This is a genomic window from Ureibacillus chungkukjangi, from assembly GCF_044795995.1.
GTDB lineage: Bacteria > Bacillota > Bacilli > Bacillales_A > Planococcaceae > Ureibacillus > Ureibacillus chungkukjangi.
The window spans coordinates 2,843,979-2,862,408 of sequence record NZ_CP085009.1 but is presented as its reverse complement, the minus strand read 5'-3'; the positions used below and the strand labels follow the sequence as shown (position 1 = coordinate 2,862,408).

Below are 18,430 nucleotides of genomic sequence, written 5' to 3'. Positions count from 1 at the left end.
ACGCTATGACCTTTAAATTAGGAAATATTATATTTAGTGTTGCTTTCTTATCAATTGGATTCTATTTTCTTATCGACACATTCCAAATTCAAAATTTAGTTTCAGGTAATGATGTGGGACCAAGAGCATTTCCTCTCTTGGTTGCCATAGGACTTATAATTTTTTCTGGAATCAACTTAATGACAAGCATTTTTGAAAAAAACATTGAAAAATTAAAGTTCCAAAACTTTACAAAAGTAGTTTTAACCATGGTAGGTCTAGTGATTTTCTTGATTTTAATAAGTGCTTTTAATTTTTATATAGCTTCTATTATAATGATTCCTATTTTGCTATGGATTAATGACGTTCGAAAAGTTACTAGATTAGGATTCTCTACCGTTATTACAATAGCTTTTATTTTTGTAGTGTTTGATTTTTTGTTAGGAATACCTATACCGTAAGGGGGGAAAAGGATGTTAGCTAACTTAATAGAAGGATTTTCTAATATATTTACATTTGAAATTTTGCTAATGATATTAGCAGGTTCGTTAATTGGATATTTTGTTGGTGCTCTTCCTGGTCTAACTCCTAGTATTGGTATTGCAATATTAGTACCCATAACTTTTGGAATGGATCCGATTGCAGCTCTTGTGTTACTTGTTTCTTTATACGGTGCAGCCGAATATGGTGGAGGAATTACTGCGATACTTTTAAATGCACCAGGTACTGCAGCGGCTGCTGCAACAGCTTGGGATGGGTACCCACTAGCGCAAAAAGGATTAGCCAATAAAGCGTTAACAGTTTCAATCTTATCGTCAGGTATAGGAGCATTTGTCAGTGCTATCTTATTAATTTTAACAGCAGTACCAATGGCAAAGTTCGCATTAAATTTTGGCCCGTTGGAATATTTTGCTCTAGCTATCTTTGGACTTAGTTTAATTAGTGTTCTAAGCGAAGGATCATTGGTTAAGAGTTTAATAGGTATGTTTTTTGGTCTTGTCATTATTTGTATCGGCATTGACCCAATTGTAGGGGTTACTCGTTTTGCTGAAAGTGGGAGCTTGTTAGGAGGCATTCCTTTTCTACCGGCCCTAATTGGATTATTCGCCTTATCAGAAGTGTTTTATATGCTAGAAAATACTAAAAACGAGAAGGCAGTAGTGGAGAAAGTAAAGGGACTGGGTTTTACAAAGGAAGATTTTAAAAAAATTTGGAAGACCATGATCATTAAGGCACCAATTATTGGTTATGTAATTGGCGTGATACCAGGTGCTGGTGCAACGGTTGCTTCTTTAGTTGCTTATAGTGAGGCTAAAAATTCATCAAAAGAAAAAGAAAGCTTTGGTAAAGGAAATATTCAAGGAGTGGCTGCGGCTGAAGGGGCTAATAACTCAGCGGTTCCAGGAGCATTAGCACCGATGTTAGCCTTAGGAATCCCGGGATCTGCAAGTGCAGCAATTTTAATAGGTGCTTTAACCATTCAAGGATTACAAGCTGGTCCCAAATTATTTCATGAAACTCCAGAGATTCCGTATACATTGTTTGCATCTTTGTTAATTTCTGTACCAATCATGACTTTAATAGGCCTATTAGGTGTTAACTTATGGGTAAAAGTTATTAAGATTCCGAAGAATATATTAGCAATAATTGTATCTACCATTTGTATTGTAGGCGCCTATGCATATAACAATTCAATGTATCCGGTTTGGATTATGCTTATTTTCGGTATATTAGGTTACTTCATTAGAAAATTACATGTTCCTACCACACCAATTGTTCTTGCTATGGTTTTAGGATTTATGATTGAAACAAACTTTAGAAGAGCCATGATTGTATCGACAGAGGGAGTTTCGTTCTTCTTCACACGTCCAATAGCGTTAGTTTTGATAATCTTGGCTATTTTAATGTTTTTCCTTCCATTAGTGAAGAAAATCCGTCAAAAGCATAAGGAGCAAAAAGATTCGAAAGAAATTCAAGTATAAATGAGGTAATGAAATGTCAGTCAAAGGTAACTCGGTTTATGATTTTATCATTCAACAAATTAAAATGGGGGATATTGTCCCAGGTCAAACGTTAACAGAACGTGCGATTGCAAATGAAATTGGTGTAAGTAGAACGCCGATTCGAGAGGCGTTTAAAAAGCTAATAGAGCAGGGGTTAATGGAATACGAGCCGCACAAGGGTGTGAAGGTAACTCTATATTCTAAAGAAAAAATTGAAGATTTATATGAAATAAGAGAACTATTAGAGGGGCTTTCAGTTGGAAGGATTGCTGAATCACACAGTGCTGAAGATATTAAGCTTCTTGAGAATTATATTGAGCTAGCTGAAAAAGAAGCAGAGCAGGGGAGTCTTATACGTCTGTCAGAAATAAATTCTGAGTTTCATAACACTCTCGCCAGATTGTCCGGGAATCATTATTTGTTAGAAATCATGAGTGACCTGCAAATGCAGATTTCATTGTTAATGTCTCAATCATTATCGAACAAAGGAAGACCCTATGAGAATATTCAAGAGCATAGGATGATTATTAACGCTATTAAAACTGGGGATAAGAGTTTAGCTGAAGAAACTGCAAAATTCCACGTGCGGAAATCAAGAGACAATATTTTGTTAAAAATTAAGGGGGATTAATTTTATGGTGACAAAAGAATTGGTAAAAAATATTTTAAATACTAAGTATGAAGATATTCCGGCTGAAGTAATTGAGCATGCCAAAAAGAGTTTTTATAACTGGATGGGTGTAGCAATCGGAGCATCTAGGCATGAATCTGTAGACATGGTATTAGCTGTGGCTAATGAAGTTAATAAGGAAGCAGATGTCAATATTTTAGGTAGAGAAGAAAAGGTAGATATCTTAATGGCAGCACTTATTAATGGTATGTCATCCCATATCTTTGATTACGATGACACACATTTAGATACAATCCATCACCCAAGTGGTCCTGTGGCACCAGTGGTATTAGCATTAGGGCAGAAATACAATTTAACAGGCGAGCAAATCATACATGCTTTTACACTGGGATGTGAGGTTGAATTACGAATTGCTAATGCTGTTTATCCAAGTCATTACCAACTTGGTTATCATATCACAAGTTCGACTGGGGTATTTGGAGCAGCGGTTGCTGCAGGGATACTGTTAGATTTAAATGAAACAGAGCTTACCTATGCATTAGGAATTGCGGGTACACAATCTTTTGGTTTAAGAGAAATGTTTGGTACTATGACAAAACCGTTCCATCCAGGTAAGGCTGCTCAAAACGGTCTATTAGCAGCTTTAATGGCAAAGCAAGGCTTTACAAGTTCAGAACAGGTTATTGAGGCGAAAAGAGGATTTGCAAATGTATATGCCCCAGAAAGCAATCTTGAAGAAGTAAATACTAACTGGGGGAAAACATGGGAAATTTATAAGAATAGCTTTAAGCCTTATGCTTGTGGAATTGTATTACATCCAGCTATTGATGCATGTATTCATTTTGGGAAGAAGTATAAGGTTGAAGAGGTAGAGAAAATCAACCTCTATGTTAACCAATATGTATTGGAGCTTACAGGTAAGCCTACTCCTAAAACAGGCTTAGAAGGGAAATTTAGTATTTACCATACAGGTTCGGTTGCATTCTTGTATGGGGATGCGGGTGAAAGTGAATATAAGGATGAAATTGTAAATTCGGCAGAAGTGGTAGCATTTAGAGAAAAAATTAACCCAGTAATTGATGAAAACATACCAGAAGAATCAGTTAAAGGGGTAATCACTCTAAAAAATGGTGAGACGGAAGAGATTTATATTGAACGAGCAACGGGTAGCGTTGAAAACCCTATGACGTTAGAGGCATTAACAGCAAAGTTTAATAAATTAGTAGAACCAATTTTAGGTACTGAAAAATCTGCAACCATTAAATCCGTTATTTTAACTATTGAAAATGAAAATAACCTAAATCAATTATTAAATCAAACTGTATAGTGTAGTGCGATTATGATTATCTTCGAAATTATAGTAACAATTATTTTACCGATGTTTGTTCTTATAATTTCAGGGACTGCTTTGAATTATAAGTTTAACTTGAATCTAAATACGCTTAGTAATATATTGATTTATTTCTTTTTACCAATCGTTTGTTTCTTTAATATTTATAATACTTCCTTTGAGAAAGCGATTATTATCAATATAATTCTGTACGTAGTTTTGTATAATGTCAGTTTAATTGTACTAACAATTCTCTATGGGAAACGTTTAAACTTAACCTTTGAAGAATCTGCAACCTTTAAGAACGGGGCAGTTTTAAGTAATTCAGCAAATTATGGTATCCCAGTAAGTAACTTAGTGTTTAAAACAGATCCAGTAGGGACATCTGTTCAGGTTATTATCGCCGTAATCCAAAATGTCCTGACCTACACATGGGGATTTTTAAATGCATCTTCCGTAAATGGGAAAATTTCAAAAGAGCAGATAAAAAAGATGCTCAAAATACCTATTATTTATGGTTTGTTATTAGCGGTTATTATGAAGCTATTCAATTTACCGATACCTTCAGTATTAGAGATTCCTTTAAAACAAATTGATGATGGTTTTATAGCAATTGCTTTATTGACATTAGGGGCTCAAATTTCCTTTAAAGGAATGAAGCAGGTAGACAAGGTTGTTGTAAATGCCATCATTATTCGAGTATTGTTTTCTCAGGTAATTAGCTTATTGATTTTATTTAGTTTAGGAATTACTGGTCTATTAGCTAAAGCCTTATTCTTATCAAGCTCTTTTCCTTCAAATCGCAGTGCGGCTTTAATAGCCTTAGAGTATAATAATGTTCCTGATAAGGCAGCAGCTATTGTTGTATATACAACGATTTTAAGTCCTTTCACAGTTGCGATTAACATCATTTTAGGGAATCTTATATTTGGAGCTTAAAGTGTTTAGCTGTAATGTGTAGAACAAAAAAGTCGCGGCCTTTGTAAAGGTCGTGACTTTTCGTAATGGATATTATTAATCTATTATTTATAATAATGCTGTCTTAAATCGTTCAACACCGTCTTTTACAATTTCTAAAGGACAGGCAACATTCATGCGTAAGAAGCCTCGTCCGGCTTCACTGTACTTTGTACCAGGCTCGATTGCGAGCCTCCCTTTTTCTAAGAGACGATGCATCATATCACTTTCAGATAGTCCCGTTTCACGGTAATCAATCCAAATTAAGTAGGTAGACTGTGGCTTGGTTGCCTGGATGCCATCTAGTTTGTTTAATTCTTCTACAACATAATCTAGATTATTAGAAACATAGGCAATCATTGAATCTACCCAATCATCGCCTTTTTCGTATGCAGCTTGAACCCCAGCAGCGGCTAAGACGTTTAAGTCGTCGCGACCATGTGCTAGTTTATCTGCATTTAACTTTGCACGAAGCTCTTTATCTGGAACTACCATAATAGCTGCATGAACCCCAGCAATATTAAACGTTTTTGTTGGAGCGATACAAGTGATAATTTTAGCTTTGTCAGCATCCTTAACCGTTAATGTAGGGATGTGTTTGTAGCCATCAAAAACGATATCGGCATGGATTTCATCTGAAACTAGCAATACATCATATTGAATACATAGTTGAACAAGCTGTTCTAGGTCTTCTCTTGTCCAAACAACACCACCAGGATTATGTGGACTGCAAAGAACATAAACCTTTACGCCTGATTTGAATTTCTCTTCAAGCTCAGTAAAGTCAAATTTCATCGTGTCGTCTGCTAGTACTAAATCACATTCGACAACCTCGCGTTTCTGTGCATTTGGAATACTAAAGAATGCTGGGTAAACAGGTGTAGAAATACAAATTTTATCGCCAGGCTCAGTAAATGTTTCGAGGATAGTTCCTAATGCTGGAACGACTCCTTGATGGAACATTAATGTATGAGGTTCAATTTGCCAATTATGGCGACGGTCGAACCAACCAATAATTGCATTTTTACATTCATCACTAACATATGAATAACCGAAAATTGGGTGATCAAGACGTTCTTTGATAGCATCTGAAACAACTTGTGGTATTGCAAAATCCATATCCGCTACCCACATTGGAAGAATGTCAGAAGCATCCTCTACATTATATTGCAGCTTGAGACGTTCTTTGAATTGGTCCCATTTTAAACTACTCGTATTTTTACGATCAAAAAGCTCATCAAAATTAAACAATCGTATCCCTCATTTCTTTTTTCAATTCTGTATTATATAATAGCATACATAATAGTAAAAATAGGGTGAAAACTTTGGACAATATACTAATGAACAAAGCCGCAATAAAGATTTTAGAAGAATGGGATCCTTTTAATATTGGGGAAGATGGCTACGATACTGAGACAGCTGACGTAGTTGCGGCACTCCAGGGAATAGACGATCCTAGTAAGCTTGCAAAAGTAATTCAACAAGTTTACGAGCATTCATTTTTACAATGGATTCCTTTCGAAAAATGTGTTGAGATTTCATATAAATTAATTGCAATTAAATTTGAAGCAAAATGTATCGTATAAAGATGGCAGAAGCTTCAATTATTGCTGAATAAGAAAAAAGGATTTCCTACTGTGGACGATCTGACCTAACCGTAGATTACTTAATCTAATGTTTGGGCCACACATCACTTTTTAGGAAGTCCTTTTTTGTTTGTTTTAAATCGTTTTGAGTTTTTTATCATAAGTTCACTCTATGCTTGAATACCATCCATTAAATTAGAAGCAGGTACCTCTAAAACTGTTGATAGCTTCAAAACTGTTTGTACAGAAGGAGTTAGATCGCCATTTTCATACTGAGCTAACTTTTCTACACCAACTTGTACCTTTTTCGATAACTCCTCAAGGGACCAATTTTTTTCTTCTCTTAAAAATCTAAGTTGCTCATTGAATTTCTGTTTCAACCTAAACACGCCCTTTCTTTCTTATACCTTACTCTTATACATTATATTTTAATATATAACTTATGCTAATAATTTGTCTGAAATATGAATTTTTTAGTCGGAAAGTCAAATATTTTGTGAAAGTGGATTTTTCGGATAGTTTTGAAATTATTTTCTGAATCGTTAAGGTGAATCTTTGTTCGTCTAGTACACATATGTTATAATTTAACATGACATTTACGTAGATACAGAAAGTAGGAACCGTTTTATGACAAAAAAATACGAAGTAGGTGAAGTTGTAACCGGTAAGGTAACTGGCATACAGCCTTATGGGGCATTCGTTGCTTTAGATGACGAATCGCAGGGTCTAGTTCATATTTCAGAAATTACGTATGGATATGTGAAGGATGTTGCTGATTTTTTAAAAGTGGGCGAAGAGATTCAAGTTAAAATTTTAGATATCGATGAGAAATCAGACAAAATTAGCTTATCTACTCGTGCATTGCAGGAAGCCCCGCCACTTAAGAAAAAAGATCAGCCAAGAAAAACCTTACAAGATCGGGTTGATGAAAGTGATGCAGATGGTTTTAAATCTTTAAAAGACAAACTACAGCATTGGATTGAACAATCTGGGCATTAAAAAACAGAGGGCAGGAGAGCTGCTCTCTGTTTTTTCCCCTATAGATAGAGAATTCTCTGTTAAAAAAAATCTTAACTCAAATCCTTAGGGTCATCTATTTTCTTAAATTTCCTCAGGCGATACTGCAGATTTTGTCTACTCATTCCAAGGGCATTTGCTGTCTTAGTAATATTCCCCTCGTACATGTTAAGTACATTATGTACATAATACTTCTCAGCCTCTCGCAGGTAATCATCTAATGGTAACAATTCCTTACTTGATTGAACGATGAAAAAATCAGGTTTATGTGTTATATCATCCAACTGCTGCACTTTAAAACGGAAGTGTAGCGGGAGCATTTCGTAGGTTACAAGCTTTTCGTTTGTAATCATTGATGCGATTTCATCTAATAATATTTCGAGTTCCTTTAAATTCCCCGGCCAATCATATTGTAGGAAGATTTGTATTACATCTTCTGCTAATCCTTTTATATCTGATGCAAACCGTTCTCGATGCCGACTAAAATAATCATGCACAAAGGGCATTATATCCTCTTTGCGAGCCTTTAGCGGGGGTATATTAATGGTCATTGATGCAAAATAATAATATAAATCCTTAAGTAGCTGTCCATTACTTATTAAATCAATCGGGTCATCTCCAATGCTTCCGATAAACATATGCCTTTCTAGAGATAGCTCATTAAATATCTCAAGCAATTGCTGTTGCATAGGAATGGATAAGAATTCTATTCGCTCAAAAAAGAAGGTGTAATTTTTATTCGTTTTTAAAAAATTATTAAGTTTTTCGAGTATGGATTGCTTTGTTCTTCTACTAAATAAGGTTACAAATTTATCATTTGCAGGTAGTAGCTCATGATGGATGCTTTCGGCAATTAAATCTTTCCCTGTTCCTGATTCACCAACTAGTAATACGGGTACTCTAGCATGAGCAGCTTTTTTTGAGTTGTCTATGACAGATTGCATTTGTTCTGAAACTGCGGTGATTATGTCAAAAGTCAAGGGTTCACCGTAGCGACGTAGAGGCTGGTAAACGAGCTTTTCTAATGAGGTAATATCTCGAGCAAACTCTATGGCACCAATAATGGTTTCATTATCAAAAATAGGGTAGGTATCATTAATAGTTGTAATTTCATGACCATCCTTATTCCAATAAGTTTGCTTTACATTCATTTCTTTTAAACCTGTTTGAAGTACACGTAATAATGTACTGTCGTTTTGTCTAAAGGCAAATAATTCTAAAATTGAACGATCTGATACATCTTCAATATTAAATCCTTCAATTTCTTTCATTTTATTATTGTAGAGGATTGTATGCCCTTTATGGTCTATAGCGTGTATACCAACTGATACGTGTTCTATAGCGAATTCAAGAAATTTTATAATTTGGTTTAGTTTCACATCCAAAGTGATTCACCTCGAAAAATTTTGACTTTTATAACAATTATCGCTTGAAAAACGCAATAATCTTTTGCATTATTATATATAGAAATGTGAAATAAGTGCAAATATTTTTTGCACTTATGAATTTCTAGCTAATCACGCACTATAAGCGTAATTATTTTAAGGAGGATTATTTATGATTCCGTACAAAAGTGAGCCACTAACTGATTTTACAGTTGAAGAAAATCGCCAAGCATATTTAGAAGCCTTAAAAAAAGTTGAAGGTGAGCTTGGTAAAGAGTATCCATTAATTATCGGTGGAGAACGAGTTACAACTGAAGAAAAGATCGTTTCTTATAACCCGTCTAATACAGCAGAAGTAGTTGGTACGGTTTCAAAAGCAAATCAAGAATTAGCTGAAAAGGCAATGCAAATTGCGGATTCAACATTTAATACATGGAAAAAAGTTGACCCTGTTGTACGTGCTGAAGTTCTATTTAAAGCTGCTGCAATTTCTCGTCGTCGTAAATTTGAGCTTTGTGCATGGTTAACAAAAGAAGCTGGTAAACCATGGGCTCAAGCAGATGGTGATATAGCTGAAGGAATTGACTTCTTAGAGTACTATGGTCGTCAAATGTTAGAGCTTGCAAAGGGTAAACCTTTAGCTCAAAATCAAAATCAAATTAATAAATATTCTTACGTATCACTAGGTGTAGGCGTAGTGATCTCTCCATGGAATTTCCCATTTGCGATTATGCTTGGAACTACTGTAGCTGCTGTTGTTACTGGTAACACAGTATTATTAAAACCAGCTTCAACAACTCCAGTTATCGCATATAAATTTATGGAAATCATGGAAGAAGCAGGTCTACCAGCTGGTGTTGTTAACTATATTCCTGGTTCTGGTGCTGAAGTTGGAGATTACTTAGTTGATCATCCGCGTACTCGCTTCATCAGCTTCACAGGTTCTCGTGATGTAGGCTTACGCATTAACCAACGCGCTTCAGTATTAAATGATGGACAAATTTGGATTAAACGTGTAATTGCTGAAATGGGCGGTAAAGATACTATCGTAGTTGATGACAATGCTGATCTTGAATTAGCTGCTCAATCAATCGTAACAAGTGCATTTGGATTCAGTGGTCAAAAATGTTCTGCGTGTTCTCGTGCAGTAATTGTTGGAGAAGAAGCTTACCAAACTGTATTAAACCGTGTAGTTGAGTTAACTAATGAATTAATAATTGGGGATCCAACAAACGAAGATACATTCGTAGGTCCAGTTAATGATGCCGGTGCATTTAAGAAAATTACTGAGTACATTGAAATTGGTAAAGGTGAAGGTCGCCTAGTCGCTGGTGGTAATGCCGACGATTCTAAAGGTTACTTCATTAACCCAACAATCTTTGCTGATGTTGATCCACAAGCTCGCGTAATGCAAGAAGAAATCTTCGGACCAGTTCTTGCATTTGCTAAAGCAAAAGATTTTGATGAAGCAATCGACATTGCAAATAATACTGTTTATGGATTAACAGGAGCAGTATTATCGAATAATCGTTTCCACTTAGAAAAAGCTCGTGAAGACTTCCATGTAGGTAACTTATACTTTAACCGAGGATGTACAGCAGCAACAGTTGGTTACCAACCATTTGGTGGATTCAATATGTCAGGTACAGATTCAAAAGCCGGTGGTCCAGATTATTTAGTGCTTCATATGCAAGCGAAATCAGTTTCTGAAGCTCTATAATTTGTGTTATTAACTAGAAGCAGGCGTTCGTATGCGTCTGCTTTTTTTACAAAGTCTATAATTCGAGCTTTTTGGCACATATTTTTATAATAAATGATATTTTTTTAATAATATTTTCCATTTATCTAATTAAATGTAATCATTCTAAATTGTGGCAATATTATTAACCAAATAAGATTTAAAGTATGTTACAATGTTTGCGATATAACTAATTATTACTATTTCTAAAGAGGCGAAAATAATGGCTGAAAATTTAAATCTTTTTACGTCAACCCAAGATGTAATTAAAGACGCGTTAAATAAACTTGGTTATGATGAAGCGATGTATGAATTATTAAAGGAACCACTTCGTATGTTACATGTACGAATTCCAGTAAAAATGGATGATGGTACAACAAAAGTATTCACTGCTTACCGTGCTCAGCATAATGATGCGGTTGGTCCAACAAAAGGTGGAGTACGTTTCCATCCGATGGTAAGTGAAGATGAAGTTAAAGCGCTTTCAATGTGGATGACATTAAAATGTGGAATTGTGGATCTACCTTATGGTGGTGGTAAAGGCGGTATTATTTGTGACCCTCGTCAAATGTCGATGGGTGAGCTTGAACGTTTAAGCCGTGGCTATGTTCGTGCTATTTCACAAATCGTTGGACCTACAAAAGATATTCCAGCACCAGATGTTTTCACGAATGCTCAAATCATGGCATGGATGATGGATGAATATAGTCGTATGGATGAATTTAATTCACCTGGCTTCATTACAGGTAAACCAATTGTGCTTGGTGGTTCTCAAGGTCGAGACCGTGCTACGGCAGAGGGTGTTACAATTGTTATCCAAGAGGCAGCAAAAAAACGCAACATCGATATTAAAGACGCACGTGTTGTTATTCAAGGCTTTGGGAATGCGGGTAGCTTCTTAGCTAAATTCATGAGTGATTTAGGTGCCAAGGTTATTGGTATTTCTGATGCTTATGGGGCTTTAACAGATCCAAACGGTTTAGATATTGACTATCTACTTGATCGTCGTGACAGCTTTGGAACAGTAACAACTCTTTTTGAAAATACAATTACAAACCAAGAATTACTTGAGCTTGATTGTGATATTTTAGTTCCAGCAGCAATTGAAAACCAAATTACTGCAGAAAATGCTTATGATATTAAAGCAAGTATTGTAGTGGAAGCAGCAAACGGTCCTACAACTTCTGAAGCGACTAAAATATTAACTGATCGTGGTATTCTACTTGTTCCTGACGTATTAGCTTCTGCTGGTGGGGTAACAGTTTCTTACTTCGAATGGGTACAAAACAACCAAGGCTATTATTGGACTGCCGAAGAAGTACGTGAAAAATTATATAGAAAAATGGTAGATGCATTCGAAAATGTATATACTACTGCCACAACTCGTAACATTAATATGCGTTTAGCTGCATATATGGTCGGTGTTCGACGTACTGCTGAAGCATCACGCTTCCGCGGGTGGGTATAATTTGTTTATAAAAATGGCTTAATCACTGGCCGGGCAGATTGCGGGAATTCTGTTTTCCATTCTGCTAAAATGAGCTATGTAAAGATCAATTCTTTGCATAGCTTTTTTATTTCTTTCTAATAAAGGGGAGTCATCTTTTTGAATAATTTTACGTTTCACAATCCGGTTCGTTTGCACTTTGGAAAAGGTCAAATTGAACAGTTAAAGCAAGAGTTGCCTCAATATGGACGTAATATTTTAATCGTTTATGGTGGAGGAAGTATTAAAAAAAGTGGCCTTTATGATGAGGCTATGTCGCTTTTAAAAGAGTTAAATATGAATGTATTTGAAATTGGTGGTGTAGAACCTAATCCACGAGTAGAGACTGCTCGTAAGGGAATTGAAATTTGTAAAAAAGAATCGATTGATTTTGTATTAGCAATTGGTGGAGGTTCTGTAATTGACTGCTCTAAGCTTATAGCAGCTGGTGCGAAAGTCGATGAGGATGCTTGGAATATTGTTATTAAAAAGACGAATGTTGTTGATGCACTACCATTAGGAACGATCCTAACACTTGCAGCAACAGGCTCTGAAATGAACTCAGGCTCTGTAATCTCAAATGAAGAAACTCAAGAAAAGTATGGTTGGGGACACCCATTAGTATTCCCTAAATTTTCTATATTGGATCCAACTTACACATTTACTGTTCCAAAAAACCATACTGTTTATGGAATGGTGGATATCATGTCACACGTATTTGAACAATATTTCCATGATGCTACGAACACACCTATCACAGATGAGATGTGTGAGGGTGTATTACGTACAGTGATTGATACAGCTCCTAAGTTAATAAATGATTTAGAAAATTATGAGCTACGTGAAACGATTTTACTTGCAGGGACAGTTGGTTTGAATGGGTTCCTTTCTATAGGGTCACGTGGAGATTGGGCTACTCATAACATCGAGCACTCGGTTTCAGCAGTCTATGATATCCCGCATGGTGGTGGGTTAGCTATTATCTTCCCGCACTGGATGAAGCATAACTTATCAGTGAACCCTGAGCGATTTGCAGGACTTGCTACGCGAGTGTTCAATGTAAATCCAGAAGGGAAAACAACAGAAGAGGTCGCTATAGAAGGAATTGATCGATTAAGCAAGTTTTGGACTTCCATTGGAGCACCTAGTCGCTTAGCTGACTATGATATCGATAATTCAAAATTAGACGTCCTTGTTGAAAAATCAATGGTAAATGGTCCGTTTGGAAGATTTAAAAAATTACAGGCTGAGGATGTAAGAACTATCTTAGAGATGTCCCTATAAAATAAGAAACAAACCCTTGTGATATAATTTCACAAGGGTTTGTAGCGTTTATGAATTATTTGGTTTGTTTACTTCATCATTAAGTATTTTTTTATCTTTTGTAGAATGCTTCCACTCAGTCTTTCCGTCTTCTTCATCGAAGGAAAGCGTAACCTTTGTTACATTCTTTTGACTCATAATTAGTTCTATTAAGTGATCGCGCACATCATCTAAATAGGCAAGGGATTGATTAGGGTCTGTTTCAGCAACAAGCTCAACGTGTAAAAACTCGCCTTCTTTAACTACCTCTAATCTTCTGATATCTGTTACATGTGGATCCTCCATAACTAAATTTCCGATATGAACATGCATTTCTTCATCTGTCTCACCGATTGCCCCTCGAGCGTTATCAAGGAATACTCGACCAACTACATAGAACATCATAAACCCGATAATCATTGATACTAAGCCTTCAAGAGCATAGAAACCTGTAAAGTATGCTACAACAATAGCTAATAATGCAAGAATATTACCGCTTGTTGCAACTAAATCCTCCATCCAAACTAATTTTGTTGCGGGTTTAGCACGTTTTAAATAGGCAACTGATTTTGGGATTGACATAATACCTGCTTTTTCTTTACCTGCCTCATGTAGAACTTCTTTTGCTGCTTTATGGAGCACAAAGGATTCTAGAAGAAAGCCGATAAGTAAAACACCTATTGCAATTAAAATACCTTCAGAATGTTCAACTGGATGACGAAAATGGTGCCAGCCTTCTTTTACTGTTTCATAAGATAGAATCCCTACTATTAATACTGCACCTAAGCAAACTAGGTTGACTACTCGACCAAAACCGTTTGGAAATCGTTTAGTCGGTGTTTTTTTTGATAGAGCTGAACCTATAAATACAAAGAATTGGTTAGCAGAATCTCCGAGTGAGTGCATCATTTCAGCAAACATGGCTACATTTCCAGTAAAGAAAAAGGCTGCCCCTTTGAGGAGACCCAAAAATAAGTTTACACATGCAGCAATTAGTGATGGTTTATTTCCTTCTTTTAATAATTTGAATAGTCCTCCCATAATTACCTCCATTAACCTAAGCTTTCGAGCTCGATTTTTTGTACATACGGTAGTGTGTGCAATGTACGGTAAATTGATATAGTATCTTTCTTAAATAATGCAGAAAACCTTATATCAACTTCAAATAATGCATTGTCAGCTGTAACGTGAACGTCTCTTATGCGAATATTATCAATATGCATTTCATTTTCTCGCATAAATGTAAGCAGATTTTGAATGTTTTCTTCATCCTTTAAAAGTGCTTTTAGGACAAGCTCCTTCATGCGAATTCTTTTTGGACCGATTTTCAATAAGAAAGGAGCAATTAATTCAATCCCCACTACAACAATAACAACAGTGATAAAAGCTTCAATATAAAAACCTGCACCAACAGCTATCCCTATTCCAGCAGCACCCCAAATCATGGCTGCAGTGGTTAAACCCGTTATACTATCATTACCTTTTCTTAAAATGACACCAGCACCTAAAAAACCGATCCCACTGACAATTTGAGCAGCTAGACGAAGGGGATCCATTGTAATATTAATATCATCCCTTGAAGGTGTAGTATACGCAGCTTCAATTGAAATAATTGTTAACAAACAGCTAAAGGTTGCGATAACTAAACTTGTCTTTAACCCAACTGGTTTCTTTTTTAATTCCCTTTCAATACCGATTATTAAACTTAAAGTGGCTGCAATCACTAGTTTAACTATAATTTCATACGAAAGAGTTTCGTTTAATATTGTGATGTCCATTTTTTCTCCCCCTTTTTTCTTGTTGATTAAAATGGTTATAAATGAAAGAATATGAAGTGGATTCCTATTTTATTAATATAAGATTTGAGGTTTAAAATATGTTGAAGCCAAAAATACATCCATTCATACCTATTATTATTGGTGTTATTTCTATTTCGTTATCAGCTATTTTTGTTAAGCTAGCACAGGCAGATTCAGGTGTTATTGCATTCTATCGATTATTATTCTCGGTATTAATCATGAGTCCTTTATTCTTTTATAAGCACACTCAAGAATTAAAAGATTTAACAAAGAGGGATTGGATTTTTTCATCTATAGCAGGAATTTTCCTAGCATTTCACTTTATACTATGGTTCGAATCTTTAAGATACACTTCGGTGGCTAGCTCTACAGTACTAGTTACCCTACAACCGCTCTTTGCATTCATCGGAACCTACTTTTTCTTTAAAGAAAAATTCTCGGTGAAGACTATTCTTTCTGGAGTCATTGCGATAATGGGGAGTGTTTTAATAAGCTGGGGAGACTTCAAAGTGAGCGGAAGTGCGTTATATGGTGATTTACTCGCATTAATTGCCTGTGCTTTAATTACAGCATATTTATTATTTGGGCAAGATGTTCGAAAACGTGTATCCTTAATTACCTATACTATGGTTGTTTATTCGAGCAGTACGATTTGTTTATTCTTTTATGTGCTTATTAAAGGGGAATCATTTGGGCCATACTCATCAATGACGTGGTTATGGTTTTTATTGCTAGCGATAATTCCTAATCTATTAGGACATACCTTATTTAATTGGGCTGTGAAATGGGTAAGTACTAATGTTATTTCAATAGCAGTTTTATTTGAACCAATAGGAGCAGCGATTCTAGCTTATTTTGTTTTTGCAGAGAAATTAGTTGCTACTCAGATTATTGGAGGTATTATTGTTATAGTTGGTATTTTACTCTTTGTAGTTGATATTAGAGTTATTAAAAAGTTTTTTAGAAAAATACTTGATTAGTAAAAATAGATGTAGTATATTATTACTTGTCCTTAACGACAGATACTTTTTAAATAGTATTTTAAAATAGTGTTTGACTTCAAGTTGAGGATGAGTTATGATATTAAAGTCGCTGTTAAAACATGATGATTAATACTTGACGCAACTTAGTTGTGGTGTTAGGATATAAAGGTCGCTGTAAAACAACTGTGATTATGAACCTTGAAAACTGAACAACAAAACGTTAATGAACATAGTTTCTTCTATTAATTTAGAGAAACAAAAATTTTGGACATCAAAATTGATGCCAGCACAAAATTTGAGCTTTATCAAATTTTCTCTTTTATGGAGAGTTTGATCCTGGCTCAGGACGAACGCTGGCGGCGTGCCTAATACATGCAAGTCGAGCGGACTTTAGAAAAGCTTGCTTTTCTAAAGTTAGCGGCGGACGGGTGAGTAACACGTGGGCAACCTGCCCTATAGTTGGGGATAACTCCGGGAAACCGGGGCTAATACCGAATAATACATTCCTTCTCCTGTTGGAATGTTGAAAGATGGTTTACGCTATCGCTATAGGATGGGCCCGCGGCGCATTAGCTAGTTGGTGAGGTAACGGCTCACCAAGGCGACGATGCGTAGCCGACCTGAGAGGGTGATCGGCCACACTGGGACTGAGACACGGCCCAGACTCCTACGGGAGGCAGCAGTAGGGAATCTTCCACAATGGGCGAAAGCCTGATGGAGCAACGCCGCGTGAGTGAAGAAGGTTTTCGGATCGTAAAACTCTGTTGTAAGGGAAGAACAAGTACAGTAGTAACTGGCTGTACCTTGACGGTACCTTATTAGAAAGCCACGGCTAACTACGTGCCAGCAGCCGCGGTAATACGTAGGTGGCAAGCGTTGTCCGGAATTATTGGGCGTAAAGCGCGCGCAGGTGGTCCTTTAAGTCTGATGTGAAAGCCCACGGCTCAACCGTGGAGGGTCATTGGAAACTGGGGGACTTGAGTGCAGAAGAGGAAAGTGGAATTCCAAGTGTAGCGGTGAAATGCGTAGAGATTTGGAGGAACACCAGTGGCGAAGGCGACTTTCTGGTCTGTAACTGACACTGAGGCGCGAAAGCGTGGGGAGCAAACAGGATTAGATACCCTGGTAGTCCACGCCGTAAACGATGAGTGCTAAGTGTTAGGGGGTTTCCGCCCCTTAGTGCTGCAGCTAACGCATTAAGCACTCCGCCTGGGGAGTACGGTCGCAAGACTGAAACTCAAAGGAATTGACGGGGGCCCGCACAAGCGGTGGAGCATGTGGTTTAATTCGAAGCAACGCGAAGAACCTTACCAGGTCTTGACATCCCATTGACCGCTATGGAGACATAGCTTTCCCTTCGGGGACAGTGGTGACAGGTGGTGCATGGTTGTCGTCAGCTCGTGTCGTGAGATGTTGGGTTAAGTCCCGCAACGAGCGCAACCCTTGTTCTTAGTTGCCATCATTTAGTTGGGCACTCTAAGGAGACTGCCGGTGACAAACCGGAGGAAGGTGGGGATGACGTCAAATCATCATGCCCCTTATGACCTGGGCTACACACGTGCTACAATGGACGGTACAAACGGTTGCCAACCCGCGAGGGGGAGCTAATCCGATAAAACCGTTCTCAGTTCGGATTGTAGGCTGCAACTCGCCTACATGAAGCCGGAATCGCTAGTAATCGCGGATCAGCATGCCGCGGTGAATACGTTCCCGGGCCTTGTACACACCGCCCGTCACACCACGAGAGTTTGTAACACCCGAAGCCGGTGGGGTAACCCTTTTGGGAGCCAGCCGTCGAAGGTGGGACAGATGATTGGGGTGAAGTCGTAACAAGGTAGCCGTATCGGAAGGTGCGGCTGGATCACCTCCTTTCTAAGGATTATTAACGGAATGGTTGACCTTCCGAGGTCAAACCAACATTAACGTTTTGTGTTCAGTTTTGAAGGTTCAGTAATGAAACTTCAAAATGTGCTCCTGCCGCGAAGAATAAGCAAAGAGGTAACTCAAAGCTATCGTCGCAAATCTGCACGGAGTAATATCACTGATGTTTAATCACGATGTGATTGAAGTCAGCTGATTTGTTCTTTGAAAACTGGATAAAACGACATTGAAAGCAACAAAATTCAAGTAATTGATTGTGTAGTTCTTAAGTCTTTTCTTTTTAAGAAAAGCAGTAACTTTTAATCGAGGGTTTCAAGACACGAGTTAGACAAGGAAACAAGCGAGCGAACACC

General features: G+C 37.0%; 16 protein-coding genes and 1 rRNA gene. 12 read left to right on the top strand and 5 right to left on the bottom strand.

Going from position 1 to position 18,430, the window contains the following annotated elements; genetic code table 11:
- Positions 1 to 5: 5 nt before the first annotated feature.
- The 5 genes from LG296_RS14250 to LG296_RS14230 are packed head-to-tail and all read left to right on the top strand — an operon-like array spanning position 6 to position 4,882.
- Positions 6 to 440: a tripartite tricarboxylate transporter TctB family protein gene (locus LG296_RS14250; RefSeq protein WP_107936834.1), complete on the top strand. Its 435-nt coding sequence runs from the start codon at positions 6 to 8 to the stop codon at positions 438 to 440.
- Between the two features lie 12 nt (positions 441 to 452).
- A complete protein-coding gene (locus LG296_RS14245; protein ID WP_107936832.1) occupies positions 453 to 1,961 on the top strand; it encodes a tripartite tricarboxylate transporter permease in 1,509 nt (502 codons plus the stop codon).
- 13 nt (positions 1,962 to 1,974) lie between these two features.
- Positions 1,975 to 2,613, top strand: coding sequence for a GntR family transcriptional regulator (locus LG296_RS14240; protein WP_107936830.1), 639 nt, complete (start codon positions 1,975 to 1,977; stop codon positions 2,611 to 2,613).
- A 4-nt stretch (positions 2,614 to 2,617) separates the two neighbouring features.
- Entirely contained in the window at positions 2,618 to 3,940 is a 1,323-nt protein-coding gene (locus LG296_RS14235; protein ID WP_107936828.1) for an MmgE/PrpD family protein, read from the top strand.
- A 12-nt stretch (positions 3,941 to 3,952) separates the two neighbouring features.
- Positions 3,953 to 4,882 carry an AEC family transporter gene (locus LG296_RS14230; RefSeq protein ID WP_107936826.1) on the top strand — a complete coding sequence of 310 codons (930 nt, stop codon included), beginning with the start codon at positions 3,953 to 3,955 and terminating at the stop codon, positions 4,880 to 4,882.
- Between the two features lie 87 nt (positions 4,883 to 4,969).
- Here LG296_RS14230 and LG296_RS14225 read toward each other — a convergent pair whose 3' ends face one another.
- Positions 4,970 to 6,151, bottom strand: coding sequence for a MalY/PatB family protein (locus tag LG296_RS14225; protein ID WP_107936824.1), 1,182 nt, complete (start codon positions 6,149 to 6,151; stop codon positions 4,970 to 4,972).
- A 74-nt stretch (positions 6,152 to 6,225) separates the two neighbouring features.
- On the opposite strand from LG296_RS14225, the gene LG296_RS14220 reads away from it, so the two are divergent.
- The gene (locus LG296_RS14220; protein ID WP_181418095.1) at positions 6,226 to 6,486 is read left to right on the top strand and encodes a DUF1871 family protein; all 261 of its coding nucleotides are present in this window, start codon (positions 6,226 to 6,228) and stop codon (positions 6,484 to 6,486) included.
- Between the two features lie 170 nt (positions 6,487 to 6,656).
- Here LG296_RS14220 and LG296_RS14215 read toward each other — a convergent pair whose 3' ends face one another.
- Positions 6,657 to 6,866 (bottom strand): helix-turn-helix domain-containing protein, encoded by a 210-nt coding sequence (locus LG296_RS14215; RefSeq protein WP_107936820.1) that lies wholly within the window; start codon positions 6,864 to 6,866, stop codon positions 6,657 to 6,659.
- Positions 6,867 to 7,113: 247 nt separating this feature from the next.
- Here LG296_RS14215 and yugI point away from each other — a divergent pair, with 247 nt between their 5' ends.
- Complete coding sequence (yugI, locus tag LG296_RS14210; RefSeq protein WP_107936818.1) at positions 7,114 to 7,485, top strand: S1 domain-containing post-transcriptional regulator GSP13; 372 nt, start codon at positions 7,114 to 7,116, stop codon at positions 7,483 to 7,485.
- 71 nt (positions 7,486 to 7,556) lie between these two features.
- Here yugI and LG296_RS14205 read toward each other — a convergent pair whose 3' ends face one another.
- A complete protein-coding gene (locus LG296_RS14205) occupies positions 7,557 to 8,888 on the bottom strand; it encodes a sigma 54-interacting transcriptional regulator (RefSeq protein ID WP_404427078.1) in 1,332 nt (443 codons plus the stop codon).
- Between the two features lie 172 nt (positions 8,889 to 9,060).
- On the opposite strand from LG296_RS14205, the gene pruA reads away from it, so the two are divergent.
- The 3 genes from pruA to LG296_RS14190 all read left to right on the top strand — a co-directional run bounded on the left by pruA (position 9,061) and on the right by LG296_RS14190 (position 13,396).
- Positions 9,061 to 10,608, top strand: a complete 1,548-nt coding sequence (gene pruA / locus LG296_RS14200; protein ID WP_107936816.1) for an L-glutamate gamma-semialdehyde dehydrogenase — start codon at positions 9,061 to 9,063, stop codon at positions 10,606 to 10,608.
- A gap of 241 nt (positions 10,609 to 10,849) precedes the next feature.
- The gene (locus tag LG296_RS14195) at positions 10,850 to 12,094 is read left to right on the top strand and encodes a Glu/Leu/Phe/Val dehydrogenase (protein ID WP_107936814.1); all 1,245 of its coding nucleotides are present in this window, start codon (positions 10,850 to 10,852) and stop codon (positions 12,092 to 12,094) included.
- Between the two features lie 138 nt (positions 12,095 to 12,232).
- Entirely contained in the window at positions 12,233 to 13,396 is a 1,164-nt protein-coding gene (locus LG296_RS14190) for an iron-containing alcohol dehydrogenase (RefSeq protein ID WP_107936812.1), read from the top strand.
- A 48-nt stretch (positions 13,397 to 13,444) separates the two neighbouring features.
- Here LG296_RS14190 and LG296_RS14185 read toward each other — a convergent pair whose 3' ends face one another.
- Together LG296_RS14185 and LG296_RS14180 are read right to left on the bottom strand one after the other, a co-directional pair.
- Complete coding sequence (locus tag LG296_RS14185; RefSeq protein WP_107936810.1) at positions 13,445 to 14,455, bottom strand: cation diffusion facilitator family transporter; 1,011 nt, start codon at positions 14,453 to 14,455, stop codon at positions 13,445 to 13,447.
- Between the two features lie 11 nt (positions 14,456 to 14,466).
- Complete coding sequence (locus LG296_RS14180) at positions 14,467 to 15,192, bottom strand: MgtC/SapB family protein (protein ID WP_107936808.1); 726 nt, start codon at positions 15,190 to 15,192, stop codon at positions 14,467 to 14,469.
- Between the two features lie 98 nt (positions 15,193 to 15,290).
- Here LG296_RS14180 and LG296_RS14175 point away from each other — a divergent pair, with 98 nt between their 5' ends.
- Complete coding sequence (locus LG296_RS14175) at positions 15,291 to 16,193, top strand: DMT family transporter (RefSeq protein WP_107936806.1); 903 nt, start codon at positions 15,291 to 15,293, stop codon at positions 16,191 to 16,193.
- 321 nt (positions 16,194 to 16,514) lie between these two features.
- A 16S ribosomal RNA gene (locus LG296_RS14170) occupies positions 16,515 to 18,068 on the top strand.
- The last annotated feature ends 362 nt before the right edge of the window (positions 18,069 to 18,430 follow it).

Coding starts and splice junctions, on each gene's coding strand:
- LG296_RS14250 (WP_107936834.1), top strand. CDS start 6: ATGACCTTTAAATTAGGAAATATTATATTTAGTGTTGCTTTCTTATCA.
- LG296_RS14245 (WP_107936832.1), top strand. CDS start 453: ATGTTAGCTAACTTAATAGAAGGATTTTCTAATATATTTACATTTGAA.
- LG296_RS14240 (WP_107936830.1), top strand. CDS start 1,975: ATGTCAGTCAAAGGTAACTCGGTTTATGATTTTATCATTCAACAAATT.
- LG296_RS14235 (WP_107936828.1), top strand. CDS start 2,618: ATGGTGACAAAAGAATTGGTAAAAAATATTTTAAATACTAAGTATGAA.
- LG296_RS14230 (WP_107936826.1), top strand. CDS start 3,953: ATGATTATCTTCGAAATTATAGTAACAATTATTTTACCGATGTTTGTT.
- yugI (WP_107936818.1), top strand. CDS start 7,114: ATGACAAAAAAATACGAAGTAGGTGAAGTTGTAACCGGTAAGGTAACT.
- pruA (WP_107936816.1), top strand. CDS start 9,061: ATGATTCCGTACAAAAGTGAGCCACTAACTGATTTTACAGTTGAAGAA.
- LG296_RS14195 (WP_107936814.1), top strand. CDS start 10,850: ATGGCTGAAAATTTAAATCTTTTTACGTCAACCCAAGATGTAATTAAA.
- LG296_RS14185 (WP_107936810.1), bottom strand. CDS start 14,455: ATGGGAGGACTATTCAAATTATTAAAAGAAGGAAATAAACCATCACTA.
- LG296_RS14180 (WP_107936808.1), bottom strand. CDS start 15,192: ATGGACATCACAATATTAAACGAAACTCTTTCGTATGAAATTATAGTT.
- LG296_RS14175 (WP_107936806.1), top strand. CDS start 15,291: ATGTTGAAGCCAAAAATACATCCATTCATACCTATTATTATTGGTGTT.